General features: G+C 54.4%; 17 protein-coding genes and 1 tRNA gene. 8 read left to right on the top strand and 10 right to left on the bottom strand.

Annotated elements, in window-relative coordinates:
- The first annotated feature begins 34 nt into the window (after positions 1-34).
- The 4 genes from KIH39_RS02275 (at position 35) to dnaK (ending at position 2,921) form a co-directional block, all read left to right on the top strand.
- Positions 35-436 (top strand): HesB/IscA family protein, encoded by a 402-nt coding sequence (locus KIH39_RS02275; protein ID WP_213497657.1) that lies wholly within the window; start codon positions 35-37, stop codon positions 434-436.
- Positions 412-948, top strand: coding sequence for a Fe-S protein assembly co-chaperone HscB (gene hscB / locus KIH39_RS02270; RefSeq protein ID WP_213497656.1), 537 nt, complete (start codon positions 412-414; stop codon positions 946-948). Before KIH39_RS02275 ends, hscB begins: the two co-directional genes overlap by 25 nt.
- A 10-nt stretch (positions 949-958) precedes the next feature.
- Positions 959-1,030: transfer RNA gene (locus tag KIH39_RS02265), tRNA-Val, on the top strand.
- Positions 1,031-1,088: 58 nt separating this feature from the next.
- Positions 1,089-2,921, top strand: a complete 1,833-nt coding sequence (gene dnaK, locus KIH39_RS02260; protein ID WP_213497655.1) for a molecular chaperone DnaK — start codon at positions 1,089-1,091, stop codon at positions 2,919-2,921.
- Positions 2,922-2,928: 7 nt separating this feature from the next.
- Here dnaK and KIH39_RS02255 read toward each other — a convergent pair whose 3' ends face one another.
- Genes KIH39_RS02255 through recO form a run of 6 tightly spaced genes read right to left on the bottom strand, consistent with a single transcriptional unit; the run spans position 2,929 to position 9,463 of the window.
- Positions 2,929-4,497, bottom strand: coding sequence for a HEAT repeat domain-containing protein (locus KIH39_RS02255; protein ID WP_213497654.1), 1,569 nt, complete (start codon positions 4,495-4,497; stop codon positions 2,929-2,931).
- A 59-nt stretch (positions 4,498-4,556) separates the two neighbouring features.
- Entirely contained in the window at positions 4,557-5,840 is a 1,284-nt protein-coding gene (locus KIH39_RS02250; protein WP_213497653.1) for a glutamate-5-semialdehyde dehydrogenase, read from the bottom strand.
- 32 nt (positions 5,841-5,872) lie between these two features.
- The gene (folP, locus tag KIH39_RS02245) at positions 5,873-6,712 is read right to left on the bottom strand and encodes a dihydropteroate synthase (RefSeq protein WP_213497652.1); all 840 of its coding nucleotides are present in this window, start codon (positions 6,710-6,712) and stop codon (positions 5,873-5,875) included.
- Positions 6,713-6,742: 30 nt separating this feature from the next.
- Positions 6,743-7,408 (bottom strand): LptE family protein, encoded by a 666-nt coding sequence (locus tag KIH39_RS02240; RefSeq protein ID WP_213497651.1) that lies wholly within the window; start codon positions 7,406-7,408, stop codon positions 6,743-6,745.
- 4 nt (positions 7,409-7,412) lie between these two features.
- A complete protein-coding gene (locus tag KIH39_RS02235; RefSeq protein WP_213497650.1) occupies positions 7,413-8,696 on the bottom strand; it encodes a hypothetical protein in 1,284 nt (427 codons plus the stop codon).
- Positions 8,697-8,713: 17 nt separating this feature from the next.
- Positions 8,714-9,463 carry a DNA repair protein RecO gene (gene recO, locus KIH39_RS02230; RefSeq protein ID WP_213497649.1) on the bottom strand — a complete coding sequence of 250 codons (750 nt, stop codon included), beginning with the start codon at positions 9,461-9,463 and terminating at the stop codon, positions 8,714-8,716.
- Positions 9,464-9,604: 141 nt separating this feature from the next.
- On the opposite strand from recO, the gene KIH39_RS02225 reads away from it, so the two are divergent.
- Entirely contained in the window at positions 9,605-10,249 is a 645-nt protein-coding gene (locus KIH39_RS02225) for an FHA domain-containing protein (protein WP_213497648.1), read from the top strand.
- Here KIH39_RS02225 and crcB read toward each other — a convergent pair.
- Genes crcB through KIH39_RS02205 form a run of 4 tightly spaced genes read right to left on the bottom strand, consistent with a single transcriptional unit; the run spans position 10,246 to position 13,381 of the window.
- Complete coding sequence (gene crcB / locus KIH39_RS02220) at positions 10,246-10,623, bottom strand: fluoride efflux transporter CrcB (protein ID WP_213497647.1); 378 nt, start codon at positions 10,621-10,623, stop codon at positions 10,246-10,248. The genes KIH39_RS02225 and crcB overlap by 4 nt on opposite strands.
- A 4-nt stretch (positions 10,624-10,627) precedes the next feature.
- On the bottom strand, positions 10,628-11,656 hold the full coding sequence (locus KIH39_RS02215) for a bifunctional heptose 7-phosphate kinase/heptose 1-phosphate adenyltransferase (RefSeq protein WP_213497646.1): 1,029 nt from the start codon (positions 11,654-11,656) through the stop codon (positions 10,628-10,630).
- Position 11,657: 1 nt separating this feature from the next.
- Positions 11,658-12,632 (bottom strand): hypothetical protein, encoded by a 975-nt coding sequence (locus tag KIH39_RS02210; RefSeq protein ID WP_213497645.1) that lies wholly within the window; start codon positions 12,630-12,632, stop codon positions 11,658-11,660.
- A gap of 5 nt (positions 12,633-12,637) precedes the next feature.
- Positions 12,638-13,381, bottom strand: coding sequence for an HAD family hydrolase (locus KIH39_RS02205; RefSeq protein WP_213497644.1), 744 nt, complete (start codon positions 13,379-13,381; stop codon positions 12,638-12,640).
- Between the two features lie 169 nt (positions 13,382-13,550).
- Between KIH39_RS02205 and KIH39_RS02200 the strand changes: the two genes are divergently transcribed.
- The 3 genes from KIH39_RS02200 to KIH39_RS02190 all read left to right on the top strand — a co-directional run bounded on the left by KIH39_RS02200 (position 13,551) and on the right by KIH39_RS02190 (position 17,021).
- Positions 13,551-15,254, top strand: coding sequence for an ArnT family glycosyltransferase (locus tag KIH39_RS02200; RefSeq protein WP_213497643.1), 1,704 nt, complete (start codon positions 13,551-13,553; stop codon positions 15,252-15,254).
- Positions 15,255-15,285: 31 nt separating this feature from the next.
- The gene (gene miaA, locus KIH39_RS02195) at positions 15,286-16,221 is read left to right on the top strand and encodes a tRNA (adenosine(37)-N6)-dimethylallyltransferase MiaA (RefSeq protein WP_213497642.1); all 936 of its coding nucleotides are present in this window, start codon (positions 15,286-15,288) and stop codon (positions 16,219-16,221) included.
- A 77-nt stretch (positions 16,222-16,298) separates the two neighbouring features.
- On the top strand, positions 16,299-17,021 hold the full coding sequence (locus KIH39_RS02190; RefSeq protein WP_246539476.1) for an FHA domain-containing protein: 723 nt from the start codon (positions 16,299-16,301) through the stop codon (positions 17,019-17,021).
- The last annotated feature ends 31 nt before the right edge of the window (positions 17,022-17,052 follow it).

Genomic DNA, 17,052 nt, shown 5'->3' with positions numbered 1-17,052 from the left:
ATCCTTATCGAAGTCTTAAATTGGAGAATCGATTATGTCCGCTACAGCCGAACTCGAAGTTAACACCAACGCGAAAGCTCCCGCAGCTCCCGCGGTTCAACTGAATATTTCCGAAAAGGCCGCCAGCGAAGTTCGTCGGATTATCGCCGAGCAGAAAGCCGCCGGCGTGGCCGAAAACCTGTACCTTCGCATGCGAGTCGTCGGCGGGGGTTGCTCGGGTTTCCAGCACAAGCTGGACCTCGACCCGACCGTCAATGAAAAGCTCGATGAAGTGTTCGAAATTCACGGTATTGGTGTGGTCGTTGACAAGCGATCCATGCTGTACCTCAACGGCGTGGTCGTCGACTTCCATGACGATCTGAACAAACGAGGCTTCAGCGTCAGCAATCCCACCGCCAAGAGTACTTGCGGTTGCGGCAGCTCGTTCTCAATGTAATGAATGATATCGACTACTTCGAACTGCTCGGACTTCCCCGGCAGTTCGATTTGAACTTGCAGGATGTCGAAGCCAACTATCTTCGCCGAAGCCGGGATAACCATCCCGATTATCACCAGAATAGTTCTTCTCTCGATCAGCAGACCAGCCTGCAAATCGCTTCCCGACTCAATGAAGCTTATCGGATTCTGAAGGAACCTTTCAGCCGGGCGGAGTACTTACTCACCCGGCTAGGCGGTCCTCCCGTTTCCGAGGTCAAGGAGATGCCGCAGGAGTTCCTTTCTGAAACATTGGAACTTCGCATGCAACTGGAAGAATTGAAGGATCTGAAAGATCAGGCGGGGCTGGATCAGCTTGAAAATGACCTTTTGCAGCGTAAAAAAAAGATGCTTCAGGAGGTCGGAAAATTGTTTGGTGAATCGTCCGTGGGAGACCACCTCCGGACGATCCGGCAAAAATTAAATGCCTTGAAATACGTTCAGGGCTTGATTCGCGACCTGCGAGACATTTAATTGGTATTTCGGGCGCTTAGCTCAGTGGTAGAGCGACGTGTTTACACCGCGTGGGTCAGGGGTTCGAATCCCTTAGCGCCCAGTCTCAATCAAGAACCTGTCGATTCCCCTCGACAGGTCTTTTTTTTCCTGTAGCTTCCATGAATTTCTCAGTCGTTGGCATTGATCTCGGTACCACCTATTCCCTGGCCGCTTACATGCGAGCCGGCCGACCCGAAGTGGTCCGAGATGCCGCCGGTATCGCCCTGGTTCCCAGTGCAATCTCCTTTCACTCGGACGGTTCGGTCCTCGTCGGGCCCGAAGCCAAAGCGCGTGCCCTTGAAGATCCCGAACATACCATCTTCAGCGTCAAGAGACTGATGGGGCGGAACCTCGATGAACTGAAACAGGAACTCGAACTGATTCCCCACCAGATTGTGGAACGGGAACTCGACGGCGGCCGTAAGGTGTTGCATGTCCTCATTGGGGACAAAGAATACACTCCGGTGGAGCTTTCCGCGATGATCCTTCGGGAAGTTCGCCAGCGAGCCGGCAATCCCACCAAGGCGGTCATTACCGTCCCGGCCTATTTCGATGATAGCCAACGACAGGCGACGCGCGATGCCGGGCGCATTGCCGGCTTAGACGTGCTGCGTATAGTCAACGAACCGACGGCGGCCGCCCTCGCCTATGGTCTCGACAAGAAAAACCGGGCAAAAATCGCCATCTACGATCTGGGAGGTGGCACTTTCGACTGTTCCATCCTCTCGCTCGACAACGGTGTATTCAAGGTCCTTTCCACGAACGGGGACACCTTCCTCGGCGGTGACGATTTCGACCGGACCATCATGCGGGAAGTGGCTCGTCAGGCAAATATCGACCTCGCCACTAAACGGCCCACCCTGCTGCAAGCCTTCAAATCGGCCGCGGAAAAAGCCAAGATCGAACTTTCGAACAAGAAAGAGGCGGTGCTGGTTCTCAAGCTGCCCGAAGAAAGCATCGATCTGCAGTACAAGATCACGCGCGCCGATTTTGAGAAATGGGTCACTCCTCTGGTTGAACGCACACTGGCCAAGTGTCGCTCGGCTCTCCGCGACGCAGAGTTGACGACGACTGAAATCGATGAAGTCGTTCTCGTCGGCGGTTCGAGCCGGTTGCCGATAGTTCGCGAAAAAGTGGAATCTTTCTTCCACAAGAAGCCGCACATTGAACTGAACCCGGACGAAGTCGTCGCTCTCGGTGCGGCAGTACAGGCCGATATTCTGGCCGGCGGCAGTCGCGATCTGCTTCTGTTAGACGTGGTCCCCTTGTCCCTGGGGATCGAAACGCTCGGTGGCGTAGTGGATAAGATCATCCACCGCAATTCGACCGTGCCCTGCCAGGCCACCACTCGTTACACGACCTACGTCGACAACCAGACCGCCATCATCGTCAACATCTATCAGGGTGAGCGGGAGTTGACTAAAGATTGCCGACTGCTGGGCAAGTTCAAACTCGGCGGCATTCCGCCGATGCCCGCCCAAATGGCTCAAGTCGATGTCACTTTTCAGGTCGATGCCAATGGCATGCTAACCGTCAGCGCCCGGGAGAACCGGAGCGGCCAGCAGGCCAGCGTCACCGTGCAGGCCAAACATGGTCTTTCGAGTGATGAAGTGGAGAAATTAGTCCTGGCGAGCGTGGAATATGCCCAGGAAGATTTCAACATGCGTCGTTTCATCGAGCTCAAAAACAAGGCCGATGCGGACATTCGCCACACGGAGAAAGCACTAGCCCAAACGGGATTGCACCTGTCCGAAGAGCAACGCCGACGAATTGAAGAGGCCCGGGGAGTTCTGACTCAGGCGATGACGGTTTCTGACGCCAGTAAGTTACAGACGGCCCTGAATGCTTTTGGTGAAGCTACGCTTCCCCTGGCCGAGCAGTTGATGAATACGGTGGTCAAAGCTTCTTTGAGTGGCACCAAGCCGGACGATCTGGACGCCGGCAAGCTCTAAAACTCGCTCAATCTAACGGGCCGAGGAAATTCTCTCGCATCCTCTCGATCACTTCCCAGGCGTGCGACGAAACGGCTGTGTCGTCATGCTCGGTCAGCGTGTCCAGATCAGGCCAAAGGTAAGTCACGCCTTCGTCCATCAACAGATCGATCGTCTGGTGAATCATTTCTGCATTCGAATCGATCAGTCGATTCTGTAACTCTGAGATGGCCGCCAGTTCCCCCAGGCGAGCGAGTGCGCACAGACAGATGTCGCGGGTGGCCAGATCGTCCATACCTCTTCGCAGTGTCTCGATAACCGGTTTGCGATGAATCGGTTCCCACCAGCCGAGGCTGGCCAAAGCGGCCGGCCGGTAGACCGAATCGGTATGGGTCAGTTGCAGCAGAATGGTTTCGGCTTCCATCGAAGGATGTGCCCGCAGTGCTTTGATGGCGGCGAGGTTTTCATTGACTCGAGCTTTCGAGGTCTCCAGGAACGAATGAACGCCAAACCAGAAGGATCGCTTGGGATTGAGGATTGTCCGGGTGTAGTAAAGCAACGCACTGGTGGCCCGAGTGGTTTTGCCATGCTGCAAGCAGGCAAATCCGAGCGATCGATCCGCAATCATATCTTTTTGCAGCAGTTGGACGATGATTTCGCTACTGTCGGTATGGAAGTCGTAAATCGCTTTCAAAAGATCGCTCTGTTCCCGTCCGCGGGTCAGGGCCAGGTTCCGACCCAGGTCGAGTTCGATCTCGTGCAGATATTCGCGGATGATCGGTTCAGCGGATTTCAGGTAAGCTGATTGCCAGCGATAGGCTTGAGCCTTGGAAGGATCTTCTCGCAAAATCTGCAGAATATGATCGTTCCGTCGTAGTATCCGCAGGCTTTCCAGGAAGACGCGAGCCACCAAAGGGTCGACGCTATCGGGACAGGCTTCGGAGAGCGTATGGAGAGCTTCTCCCAGTTGAGCTTCCACATAGAGGCTGGCGCTCAGATACCCTTGCCGAATCCCCGTCAGAGTCGCATGCAGCACGCGCAGACAGGCTTGTCCGTGGCTGGATAGGGGATTGTTCAGATGTTCCTGGAAGGCGGGAAACGAAACCAACTCGGCGGCGTAGAGATGTCCCAGCGGCAGTTCCAGAGCTTTGTCCACATGCTGCAGTAAGCTGGGAAGACTTTTCACGTGGGACATTTCCCGCAACCCTTGTGCGAGATCGATCCAGTACCAGGATTGTTCGATCGGATCGTCCGAGAGATCCCGGCCCAACTGCCGTTCCAGCACTTTGGCGGCTTCGGAACCGCCCAGTTCGGCCAGCGCTCGAACCTGAATGACGAACTGCAGCCCGGGCCGTAGTGCCACATCGGCAATGTGGGAATTGCCGCGGTCGAGTTTCTCGCGCCAGTGGGATTTAGCGGCTTCCACGGCGACGGCATTTAATTCTCCCCCTTTATAAAGGTGGAGATGCTGCCGGGAAACCGGTGAAGGCACCGGTGCCGACGGCAGGAAAGATTTGGGAAGCGCAAGCCGTTCCCGGCGTGCGTAACAAAGAAGGGAAACCCCTCCTAAGCCGGCTAGTAGAATCGGGACTATCATGCGAACTCCGAGTCCATTCGTCGCCAACGTCAACCGCTTCATCCTGAAGCGGGGGAAAATCACTCCCGAACGTGCCCTTCACCGATCACAAGATACTTGTAACTCGTCAATTCTTCCAGACCACATGGTCCCCGAGCGTGCAGCTTATCGGTACTTATCCCAATCTCCGCACCTAGCCCCAATTCAAATCCGTCGTTGAATCGGGTACTCGCATTCACCACCACAGCGGCTGAGTCGATCTCTCTCTGGAACCGCTGTGCTGCCTTCAGTTCGCTCGTGACGATCGCATCAGTATGATGTGACCCATATCGGTTGATGTGGCTTATCGCCTCATCGAAAGAGCACACAGTTTTTATCGACAGGATTAAATCGCAAAATTCAGCCGCGAAATCAGACTCGTTCGCAAGAAGCGATTTTTTCAGATAAGTTTGGGAAACTTCGCAGGCGCGCAACTCGACTCCGCGCTCCGTCAGGGCTTTGTCTATGCGGGGTAGGAAGTCTGGGGCAATGGCGCGGTCTACGAGTAAACTCTCCATCGCATTGCAAACGGAGGGTCTTTGACACTTCGCGTTGACGACTATGCGCTCCGCCATCTCGAGATCCGCGGACTCGTGAACGTAAACGTGACAGTTCCCCAGGAAGTGTTTCAGAACAGGTATGCGCGTCGTTTCGGTAACTTTGCGAATGAGTCCTTCGCCGCCGCGCGGTATCACGAGATCGATCTGCTCGGGCATCTTCAAAAGAATGTCCACGGCCTGCCGATCCGTAGTTTGCACAAGCTGGACGACCTCCTCCGATATTCCACACGACTTCAAGCTCTCGCGTATCAGCTCACCGAGCACGCGATTGGTATGCTGAGCCTCTTTGCCGCCGCGTAGAATCACGGCATTCCCGCTTTTTACGCAGAGGGCCGCGGCATCGAGCGTGACATTAGGACGAGATTCGTAGAGGAAAAATATTACCCCCAGGGGTACGCGAATCTTGCGAATCTGCAATCCATTGGGCCGCGTTTGTCCGCTGATAATTTGCCGGACTGGATCTGGCAGCGCCGCAACTTGCCGTATTCCCTGAGCCGCCTCGGCGATCCGCTTCTCGTCGAAACGCAGCCGTTCGCGCAGGGCGGCCGTGAGGTATTGAGCGGATTCCTGCTGAAGATCCTTCCGATTCGCTTCGAGAATCGCTGGTGTTTTTGAGAGAATTGTATCCGCCAGCAAGTTCAGCCAGCGATCTTTTGACGCGCTGGAAATAAGCCCGGCCTGCCAGGAAGCGGATTTAGCTCGCTGGGCGAGTTGCTGGCATTCCTCGTGGAGTTTGGATGTTGCGGGATCGAAGGCGGCACTCATGCCTTCTATTTTACCATATCGCTAATCTCTTCCTAGCTCAACCGGATGGCTTCAATCATGCGGACCGCGTCCACGGTGGGAGCCACGTCGTGAACCCGAATAATCTGGGCGCTTTGGCGAGTCAGGGCATCACAGGCAACGGCCACGGAACCAGCGACCCGATCGTTTCGCGGTTTACCGGTAATCTGACCGATGAATCCCTTCCGGGAAACTCCCAGACATAGCGGCTTTCGAAGCTTCTGAAATTCGCGAAGCTCTTTGAGTAAAATCATGTTGTGCTCGTGCGTTTTACCGAAGCCGATTCCCGGATCAATGGCAATGGAATCGGCCGCGATTCCGGCTTCCACCAAAAATTGAATTCGCTCCTGAAGGAAGTTCCGCACTTCAGTAACCACATCGCTGTAACTGGGATTCAGCTGCATCGTCTGCGGTGTCCCTTGCATGTGCATCAGAATCACCCCGGCGCGATACTCTCTGATTGGATCCAGAATAGCCGGTTCAAAACGACAAGCAGAGATGTCATTAATGATGTGCGCTCCTTCGGCGAGCGTCGCCCGGGCCACAGACTCCTTGGTAGTATCAACAGATATCATTGCTTTGGTTCGTCTGGTTAGTTCTCTGACTACCGGCACCACTCGCCGCAGTTCCTCCTCCACGCAAACGGGTTCTGCCCCGGGACGCGTGGATTCTCCACCGACATCCAGCAAGTTCGCTCCTTCCGCGAGCATCTGTTCGGCCTGGTGAAGTGCGGAATCGAGCAACGCGAATTGCCCGCCGTCGGAAAAGCTATCGGGTGTGACGTTGAGAATACCCATCACTAAAGCGTGCTGGGTCAGATCGAGATTAAGATCGCGGCATTTCCAGATCAGCATTCTGAAAATTATAGCCGGTCCGAGGAAAAATCATCGGGGACAATTGGCGGAGGATACGTTCCAGGGACTTTCCATCAGTTGAGCAACTTTAACTGCGAGACGACTCATGGCAGCCTGCTGGGCCGTCGCGTTCGACTCGCCCACTTCCGGCAAAGCTCGGCCAGTGGAGGTCAAGGTGACTGGCATTGCCTTTTCTGGGCCAGTTTCCACTGGAGCGACGCGCGGATCGAATCCGGGTCCAGGAAGTTCGGTGCTGGATTTTGCCGGATTCGAAAGGACCTTGCCCGTCTTCAGATCGCGCCAGACGACTTCGATCACCATGACCAGTTCGATTTCGCGGACTTCGTTCTGCTGGTTGCGGTTGGCGAGGTTTTTCTGGAATCGGAGGATAGTTCCCTTCAATTCGGTGTCAGCTCGGTCGGGATCGGAAACCACCTTGTAGGGCGTCTTCAACTCGATCTGTTTGATCACTTCTCGCGTCAGAGCCATCTCTTCTTCGCGACTCGGCCCCGTCTGGAAGGCTTTGTTCTTGAAGATCGGCACGTAAACCGTCTTGATCGTGGTATCGTACTGCGGTCGGCTGGTGTAGCCGAGGATACTCAAATGACCATCGGAAGTGCAGCCGGAAGCAAATAGGCTGGCGGCCCCGAAAAAGAGGAAGCTGCGACGTTCGAGAGTACCACGAGGTGCTTTCACAGGTTTACCTTCCGTAAGGGCTGGCAGCCGTCGGCATCGACTTCGGCAAATCGTTAACCGGCGACTGCGCCGCCGGATTGCGGATATCGGCATCGGTCATAGGCTTGATAGCGCTGAGTTCGCCCGTCTTCTGGCCGAGAACGTAACGGTCCCAGCCACGACGCATATCGCCCCAGAAACCATCGGAATGGTTGCGGGCAACTTCGATTTCCTTCTCCAACTCCGCCTTCTTGGCGCTGGCCCGAGTTGCGTAATCGGTCCCCGGATAACGTCGGATCACCAGTTCGTAGTAGAAGTAGGCCGCACCGGGATGGCCGGTTCGCTGATAGAATTCAGCCGCCTGGATGTCCTTATCGGCCTGCTGCGTTCTGATGGCTATAATCTGGCGGTCGAGAAATTCGCCCCGCTCCTTGGCCAGTTCCGGGATGTTCTTCTTGGCTTGTTGCACCATGCGCAGAGCATCTGCCGTTTTCTGGCCGTCGTACTCCGGCCCGCCGGTGCTGTTATTCTTGGCCATGATCGCCAGTTCGGCGGCCTTGGCCCGATACGGACTCTTGTCGTGGGTATCGACTAACTGGCTGAAAGCGATGTCCGCTTCTTTGAAGTTGCCTCGGAAGAAGTTCACAACGCCGATGATATACAGAGCCTTATCCGAGTAGGGTCCGGTCGGGTCGTTGATATGCACCTTGGTCAGGAGTTCCAGGGCTCGGCCTTCCTGGTCGAGGAAAGGTTTGGTCCGTTCCGTGTGAATGTAGTTCGAGGAGATCGACCACCAATTCGCGCCCTTGGATTTTTTTTCCATCTCCTCGCTGGTGTCTTCCAACCAGAAGTTTGCGATCTGGAACATGATGCCGACCGCTTTTTCCCGGTAGACGCCGCTGGGGAAGTCGTTCAACATGCGAGAGAGAGTGTCTGCCGCTTTGGGATAATAGTTCTGCATGCGGAGGCATTCGGCTTCGTAGAAGCGGGCTTTTTCCGCCAGCAGAGGGGAATTTTTGGTGTTTTCCGCAACGGAATGGAAATGCTTTTCCGCTTTGGCGTAGTCTTTTTCGATGTAAGCTTTCTCACCCGGAGCCCAATTCTCGTCCATGCTTTCGAGTGAAGTAACCGCTTTTTCTGTGAAGCTGGCCTGTACGACACCGTTGGTCGAATTACTCGTTTTGCTCACTGTGGAAGAGCCGACCGTTTGAGCTCCGAAGCTGGTGCAACCGACTCCGGAAACCAGGGGCCAGCTGCACGCACCAAGAAGAGACAGTCGCTGCGTGAGTCTTAACATTCTAACTCGCATCGAAGAAACTCCTCTTCCTAGCTGAGATAATTCAGCAGTCTGGGCATCCTGCCCAGATGATAAACCACGCAATCGCTCAGCACTTGACGAACCTGCCGACGAGCCGACGGATTCAAAGCCGACCAGTTCGCCGCTACGTAAACATCGAGATTCGTCAGAAAACTTAAACAAGTCGGCTCCAGTACCCGATAGTCCCGATAAGAATTTCGGCAGTTTTCACAAACTATGCCGCCGCCCGAAGTCGAGAATCCGGTTGTTTCGCTAGCCCGCCAGTCTTCCAGCATTCGGGAACAGTGCACGCAGGATGCCGTCACCGGCAGATGTCCACTTTCCCTCAGCCAGCTCCATTCAAACCAGGAGACGGTTCCCAAACTATCGTCCGAGTGGTCGTTGAGGGATCTCAATGCCGTCAGACCTGCGTCGTACAAGCCGGGATGCGGATCGTAATCCTGAGTGCCGTCCCCGAGTAGTTCCGCAATGTAATACCCGGCATTTAGCGCTTTGAGGTCCTTGCGCAACGCCGGGAATCTCTCCTCCGCCCGAGCTTCCGTCAAGATTTCCAACCCGGCAGAAGGTTTTCGGAGCCAGACAATACTGCATACGGTCAGCAGGTCAAGGGCGACTTCGAAGTTGGATTTCAGTCTCCTTCCTCCTTTCGCCAGAAGCCTCACTTTGCCCAGTTCCCGCGTCCAAACGACAATTATGCGGCTGGTTTCGCTCCAGTCGTAAGTCCGGACAATCAATCCGCTCGCCCGTTCATATGCCATGGCAAAAAGTTTTGTGTTAATGGGGAAGAATTTTAAGGCTCGACGGACATATTTCGTTTTTGTGTTCTAAATAAGTGTAAAGGATTTACAAGCGGATAATGATATGGATGCATAACTGGGCTATGCCACTGAGGATACGTTGTGAGCAAACCGATTGCCGCTCCGGGTTCGGGAATAGATTCCCCTTCCAACGAGCAAAACTTATTTCCCACTGTTATGACTAACAACATCAAAGCCATTTCGAGTGCTCACCAAGCCGTTACATCCCCCCAAATCGATTTGGATGGGATGGACTTTTTCTCAGCCGGCGAGAAATCTCCTGTCGCAACAGAAGCTCCCAAAGCCGATGCTTCGAAATCGAGCACCGGATCTCAAGGGTCCAGCTTCGGTGCGGCCCTGCTTTCCCGGGCTCAGCTGGCCGGCGGCGACTCGAAAGACAGCAAGCCGGACGCTCTGAAACTCCGCAAACCCAAACTGCTGGTTCTGCGCGGCGAGCGGATTGACGTTCAGTATACCGTATACCCCGGCAAAAATTACATCGGCAGAACGGATGAAAAACCGGTCGATATCGATCTGGAAAATCAGGAACCGGCCGACCGCATCTGGTCTTCCCGCCAGCACGCCATGATCAACTTCGAAAATGGTCAGATCACCATTGAAGATCTCGGCAGCCTGAACGGAACTTTCGTAAATCGAAATCGGATCAATCCGAACGAGCCAAAACTGATTCAGGAAAACGACGTGGTTCAAATCGGTACGGTTCAATTAAAGCTGATCCTGGCTTAATTGCCTCGATTCAGAAGACCGAGGTAGGCCCCCACTGCAAACCCTAAAACACCGCAGTGAAGGCTCGCTAGGGCATACGTGATGGCCATAGCGAGCCTTTTTTGTTCGATCAGTTCGAAAACTTCCAAAGAAAAAGCCGAGAAGGTCGTAAAGCCCCCGCACACTCCCGTGGCCAGCAAAAACCACCAGATGCTGTGACGATCCCGTACGTTAACAGTTATAAATCCCAAGGTAGCCGAGCCCAGAACGTTGATGCTGAAAATCGGCCAGGGAAAGCTGGTTGGCCCTAGCCAGCTTCGCATCCCCATCGCCATCAAATGCCGAAAGATGCTACCGACCATCCCACCCAACGCCACCAGAAGAATAGATTGCATGACTTCAGTTTCCTACAACTTGTCGCCAGCGTTCACGAATCTGCTCGGGACTCGCCGTGCCCGTTACACCGATCTGCTGTATTGTAATGGAAGCAATCAGATTTCCGAATTGTGCTGCGGTCAACGGCGACTGGCCGCAGGCGATCGCTGAAGCAATCGCCGCACTACAGCTATCACCGGCTCCCACGATATCGATCTGTCCGTTCACCGGGTAGGCATGAGCCGTTTCCGCCGCGGCCTGCTTGCGATAAATCTTGATGCCAGCTTCCCCCGCCGTGCAGAACGCTCCCTGAAACTCGGTTCCCATTTTGTCCTGGAGCGATTCGGCTGAATAACCTTCTGCTCGAAACTCGGATAGTAACAGTTCGTACTCCCGTTGATTCGGCTTGATCCAGGTTTTGCGGAATAGGTTTATTCGCTCGCGACTATCGGAGAGAACGAATTTCTCTGACTGTTCGCCAGCGATCTGAATCAAGGCTTCTCGAACTCGGGTCGTCAGCACGCCGCAGTTCTCTTCGCTCACCTGATCGAGTGCTATCAAGGCGTCGAACTCCGAAAACAAATTCCTAAGATTCTCAACGATTTTATCTTCGATCTCCCGCGAAGTCGGCGTGCGATTTTTGGTGTCTAGACGGTTCAGTTCCCGGGACGGCTGGCCCGGTTCACCGAGCATCGGTTTGCAATAGGTCGGCGTCCGACGATCACTCGTGAGCAAGACGGCCTTAAGATCCACGACCTGCATTTTTCGCAGCGATTCCTGCAACTCAAAACCTTCCCCGTCGACCCCCACAAAACTGATCGGCACAATTTTACCCACGCCGAGAGCCACCAGATTGTTGATGACTGTTCCCATTGCGCCCGGATAGCTGCGCACATTCGCGACCTGGTAGGCATCCAGCCCGGTTTCGATGGAGGGCTCGGTAAGTCGCGAATCGATATCGAGATATCGATCGAGAAACAGATCGCCGATCAGACCGATTTTCACCTTGGGCAACTGGCTCAGGATCGCCTCGATTTTGGCGGAGTCCAACATTTCAGATTCCCCCTTTTTCGCTGCGGTTGACTTCATGCCAGAGGCGGGGAACCGTCAAACGGTGATCGCCGGCGATATAGTGGCTTTCACCGCCATCCGCCACGGTACGAACCAGAATCGTTTTCCAGGGCCGGTAATAGTACTGAGGACTCGTTTTCGGAGCCTGCTGATGATAATCCCCTTCGATGGGAATCAAATCGAAAACGGCCGTCGTGAATTTTTTGATGGCCTCGTTATTCTGATGAGCGACGTTGCGAGCCATGGAAAGCGCTTTGAGATAAACTTCCGGGCCCATGACCGCCGAGCCAAAATTCAGCATCAGCCCGCCTTCCAAGGAGCGGACTTTCTCCGCGAAAATCAGAAAATCGGTATAGCTGGCCCGACCGAACGCCGCCCCATCAAAGTTGGGATGTTCGTGCAAGATGTCGTAGCCGATGCCGACGTGAACGGTGATGGGGACTTTGAGCCGGTAGCCTGCTGCGAGGAGAGAAATCTCCTTGTGGGGGAAGGAAGATTCCGCGATCTCCTTGCCGATAGATTCCCCCAAACCCATGCCTTTTTCAACCCCGGCCTTCACGATGTCATTCAGCTCGGCGGTTTCCCGCCAGAGGCCGAATTCTCCGGAGCGGATGTATCGGGCCACACTTTCTGTACTGGCGCCGATCCGGGCAAACTCCCAGTCGTGAATCGGCCCGGCTCCGTTCAAAGCGATCAAATCGATTAGACCTCGTTCCATCCAGTCGATCAGATATTTCACTACCCCGGCCCGGAGAACGTGGGCTCCCATGACGATCATGCGGGCCCGGCCATTCCGGCGCGCTTTGAGCATCGCCTCCGCCAGCTTGGGGAATGAGTGATGTTCAAATTCGGGACAGGGAGAATCGAGCGACTGAATGCACTTCAGATCGAGATCGTGCTGTCGATGCTGAAGCGGCTGAATTTTCAGTTTCGAACGATCGAAGAGAGGGTAAGGCATCGAGGTCATTCTCCGAACAATGGACGAAGCCAGTGATCTGTATGTCGATAATCGGGAATAATCAAACGAGCTCCGGCGGCATGCAACCGATCTCGTTTTTCGGCGTGAATCAAGCCGTCGCGCTGCCAGCGACTAGCTACACCGACGGCGTAACTGCCCGCGTCGGCAATATCCTGAGTTTCGATCACCCCATCGCCGAACCCGAGTAATTGGGAGGGTTCAAGGTGGTTCTCCTCCAGGATTTTGGCCACGATTTTTTTCTTCAGGAAGCCGTCGTTATCGCCGCGGGGAGCGTAGAGGTGCGGGCCGAAGAAGTGCTTCAGCCCTAAAAATTCCACTTCATCGAGCACTTGAACCGCATCACTGCCGCTGACTAAATAAAGTTTAATCCCACGATTCTGGAAGTCTTGCAGCAGTTCGTAGCCGCCGGGCACCACCCATTGATATTCCGCATTGCCCTGTGCCCGCCGCTCGGAAACCCGGCCGAGCAGAATATCCCAGTAATCGAGCTTGTATTCCTCGGCGGACTTCGGTCGGCCGCCGCGTAATTCGATCTCGTCGTGAAGCCGTTTCATTTGATGAATCGTCGGTTTCCCGTTCAGATTCATCACGAATTCTTTGACGTGGTTTCGCAACCGGGTCGGATCCTCACCGGTCTGCAGTTCGAGCAACCGCTCCACCATCATCCCAATCATGATTTCCGGCCAGTCTTCCCGCAAAAGGGAGAGCGTCCCGTCGAAATCGAACATCACCGCTCGAAAAGCTCCGGAACCCGGTTTTATCCATTCGATCTTGGGAGGAGAATTTACCATAAAAGCCGGGGTAGCAAGAAATCTCTAGTTGGTTTACAAATGTAGTCTATTCGAGTACCCGGCAAGTGTGAGAGCGGGCGAAAAGAGATTTCTGGAACTCTTAGAGATGATCAGCGACTCAGGCATGGAAGCTACGATATCTCGGCTGCGCGGCGCACGATGGGTCGATGCTGTCTGGCTATTTTTACTCTGCACTTTGACGGGCTACTATTGCGTCAGCTCGGCCGCCGAACTGAGTGCTACCTTTGATGAACCTTTCTATCTGAAAGCGGGCCTGGAATCCTGGCGGACTGGCAGCAACGAAAAATTGATGCGGGCCGGCACCATGCCGTTGCCGGTGGATGTGCAGACGGGCATCGTCTATGCCTGGGAACGCTATCGAGGAAGCGAGTTCGATGTCGACGAAGATTTCGCAAAAATTCTTCCCTATGCCCGAGCCGGGAATCTGATCTTCTGGTTTCTGCTTCTGATTTACTCTCTGAAATTGGGAAATTATCTCGGCGGACCCTGGGCCGGTCGATTGTCTGCCGGGATCGTCGCCCTCGATCCCAATCTCCTCGGGCACGCCAGCCTCGCCACCACCGATATCTCAATCACCACGGCGGTCATCGTATTCGTTTATTACTACCTCACTACGAGGGAAAAACGCTGGTACCTCCGCGTCGGCCTGATGGGCGCACTTTACGGTTTCGCCATTCTTACCAAGGCATCGGGATTAGTTTTCGCACCGCTATGCATGCTGGTACTGGAAGCGAGTCGTCTTTACCCCCACTTTCGCCAGGAGACGGCGGGCACTTCCGGTCCTTCTCGACTGAGTTGGATCTGGCGAACTACGTCTCAGTTCCGCCGCGAATCAGTTCAAATTGGTCTGATAGGAATGATCTTCGTCTTCGGGTGGGTCGGCTCGGACTATAAGCCACAAAGCTCGTTTGTGAAATGGGCCAGTACGCTTCCGGAAGGAACGCTCAGAAATTCCATGGACTGGATCTCTACCCATCTAGCGGTTTTTCCCAATGCCGGCGAGGGGTTGGTTTATCAGATCAAACACAACTTTCGCGGCCACGGCGTCTACGTGCTGGGCGACTGGTACCAGCGAGCCGTCTGGTACTACTTCCCATTGACGTTGCTGATTAAACTCAGTCTGCCGGTTCTGGTACTACTCATCGTTTCGTTCCTGAATCCGCGTCTGTTCCTCCGCAATCCGATCTTCTGGCTGGCCCTGGCCTTCTTTGCTTTCAGCTTGAACTGCCGGGTGCAAATCGGGGTGCGGTTCATGCTGCCTTTGATCACGTTTCTGTTGATTTACGCCTCCATTGCTCTAATCCAGTCCCGTCCCGGAACCTGGCCCAAGCCGATTCGCCGGGGATTGGTCGCAGCCTGTCTGCTGCTGGTGGCTCTTCCGAGTCTGGTAGTCTGGCCGCACGGGCTCTGCTATGCCAACCAGATTTGGGGCGGTTCGCAAAAAACGTACGAATATCTTTCCGATTCCAATTTCGATTGGGGCCAGGGATTAAAGGAACTGGCGGATTGGCAGCAAAAGCATCCTGAAGCGCCATTACACGTCTGGTACTTTGGCATGGATCCCACCGTGAAGCATCCCCCGCACCACCTGGTTCAACTTCATATGCTGAACCTGAAGGAATCGGGCGAAGTCGACGCCCTTTTAAAGGGGGGATACCTCGCGGTAGGCGTTACTCTACTGCATAGTAATCCGAACCTCAGTCCGTCCGGGGCTATCGCTCTGGAAGATCTGAAACATAAGAAGCCGATCGACCGGACGATGACGTTTTTCATTTACGATCTCCGGTAGTTCCCAATCGCTAAGTCCGACTCGAATTTCCATGCTACCCGCATTTCACGATTGTCTGATTCTGACCGGGCCAACCGCTTCGGGGAAATCGGCCCTGGCCATGGAATTCGCCCGTAAGGCAAACGCCGAAATCCTCGCAATGGACTCCATGACCCTCTACCGCGGCATGGATATCGGCACGGCCAAGCCGACCCCGGAAGATCAGAAGCAGGTTCCGCATCATCTCCTTGATGTTCTGGACCCTACGGAATCTGCCAGCGTGGCCTGGTGGCTGAAGCAAGCCGAGCAAAAAGCCGAAGAAATCCGGCAGCGCGGCCGGCGACCTTTATTTGTCGGAGGCACACCGTTTTATCTCAAAGCCATGGTCCACGGCCTCTTTGACAGCCCCGTGGTCGATCCGGCGATTCGTAAAGAACTGGAACGAGAGGCGGCCGAGCTCGGCGCTCCCGCGCTTCATGAAGAATTAGTTAAGGTGGACCGTAAGACGGCCGAGCGTCTTCATCCCAATGATGCCCAGCGAATTGTGCGGGCGCTGGAAGTTTATCGCCAGACGGGAAAACCTCTGAGCGAACTCCAGACGCAAGCCTGGTTCGAGAAGAAGCCCGAACCACTTCCGATGGTCGAAGATTCGCCGCAAATACTAGTCCTAAATCTTGACAGAGAAAAACTTTACGAGCGAATCAATTCCCGTGTGGATGTCATGATTCAACAGGGCTGGCTTGAGGAAGTTCGCTCCCTGTTTGCCCACTATCCGAATATTAGCCGGGAAGCTTCCCAGGCCGTGGGTTACGGTATACTCAAAAGCCATTTAGAGGACAAAGTGGACTTAGGCACGGCGTTGGAACTGATAAAAACCAAGACCCGGCAGTTCGCGAAGCATCAGTTAACTTGGTTCAGGAATTCGACTTACTGTCTGGAGGTTGAAATCGCGGAAGTTTTCTTGAAATGGAATAAGTTTATGTTGTAGACTCTCCTGCAGGGGTGGTAGAATCGACCAAATCCCTTTCGCCGTTAAATTCCGGTTGGTGCGAGAGAACCAGATCTATGGGTATGCGCATGGAAAAAGAGGAAAAGTCCTCAACAAGAGTCACATTTCATGTGCTCGAAGGTGTGGACAAAGGGCGTGTATACCGCGATTTGAACATACCCGTTTCTATTGGTCGGGAGGAAGGCAATTCACTTCGGCTCAACGATGAGCGTGTTAGCCGATTTCATGCCAAAGTTCAGCACGAAGACGGCGATGTTATCATTACAGATCTGGAGAGCACCAACGGCACTCGCGTCAATGGAATGCCGGTCCAGATTCGAAGACTCCGTCCCGGCGACCAAGTGGGTATCGGCCGATCGACGCTGCTGTTTGGGACACTGGAAGAAATCGCTAATCGCAAAGTAGCTAAAGACTCTCCGGTCGATGTGCCGGAGGGAAAAACTATATCCGGTTCGGTTTCCAAAGAAGATATGGATTTCGATCTCAATATTCGGGGCACTTCACCCGGGAGCGATATCGAAGGTTTCGCCTGGGCTTCGACGGAAGAGGAGATGCCTCCACTGCCGCAGAAACTGGCGGCCTCCCAAGCCGCCCGTCTCGCCGAAATTTTCGACTTCCTCCATAAAGGACTTTCCCTGGCGGCGGATAATATCGAAGCCAATGATGAAGGCACCGAAGTGACCCTCGGCTTCTCCGAGTGGCAGATGATCCAGGCCGTGCAAATGTTCCTCGCTCGATACATGCGAGCGGTCGCCGATCCGAACCAGCAGTTCGAATAATTCCTGATTCAAATTCCGGATAACGTAATCG

This window comes from Telmatocola sphagniphila (assembly GCF_018398935.1).
Lineage (GTDB): Bacteria > Planctomycetota > Planctomycetia > Gemmatales > Gemmataceae > Telmatocola > Telmatocola sphagniphila.
Note: the sequence above shows the minus strand (reverse complement) of the source record. Positions and strands in the feature narration are given on the sequence as shown.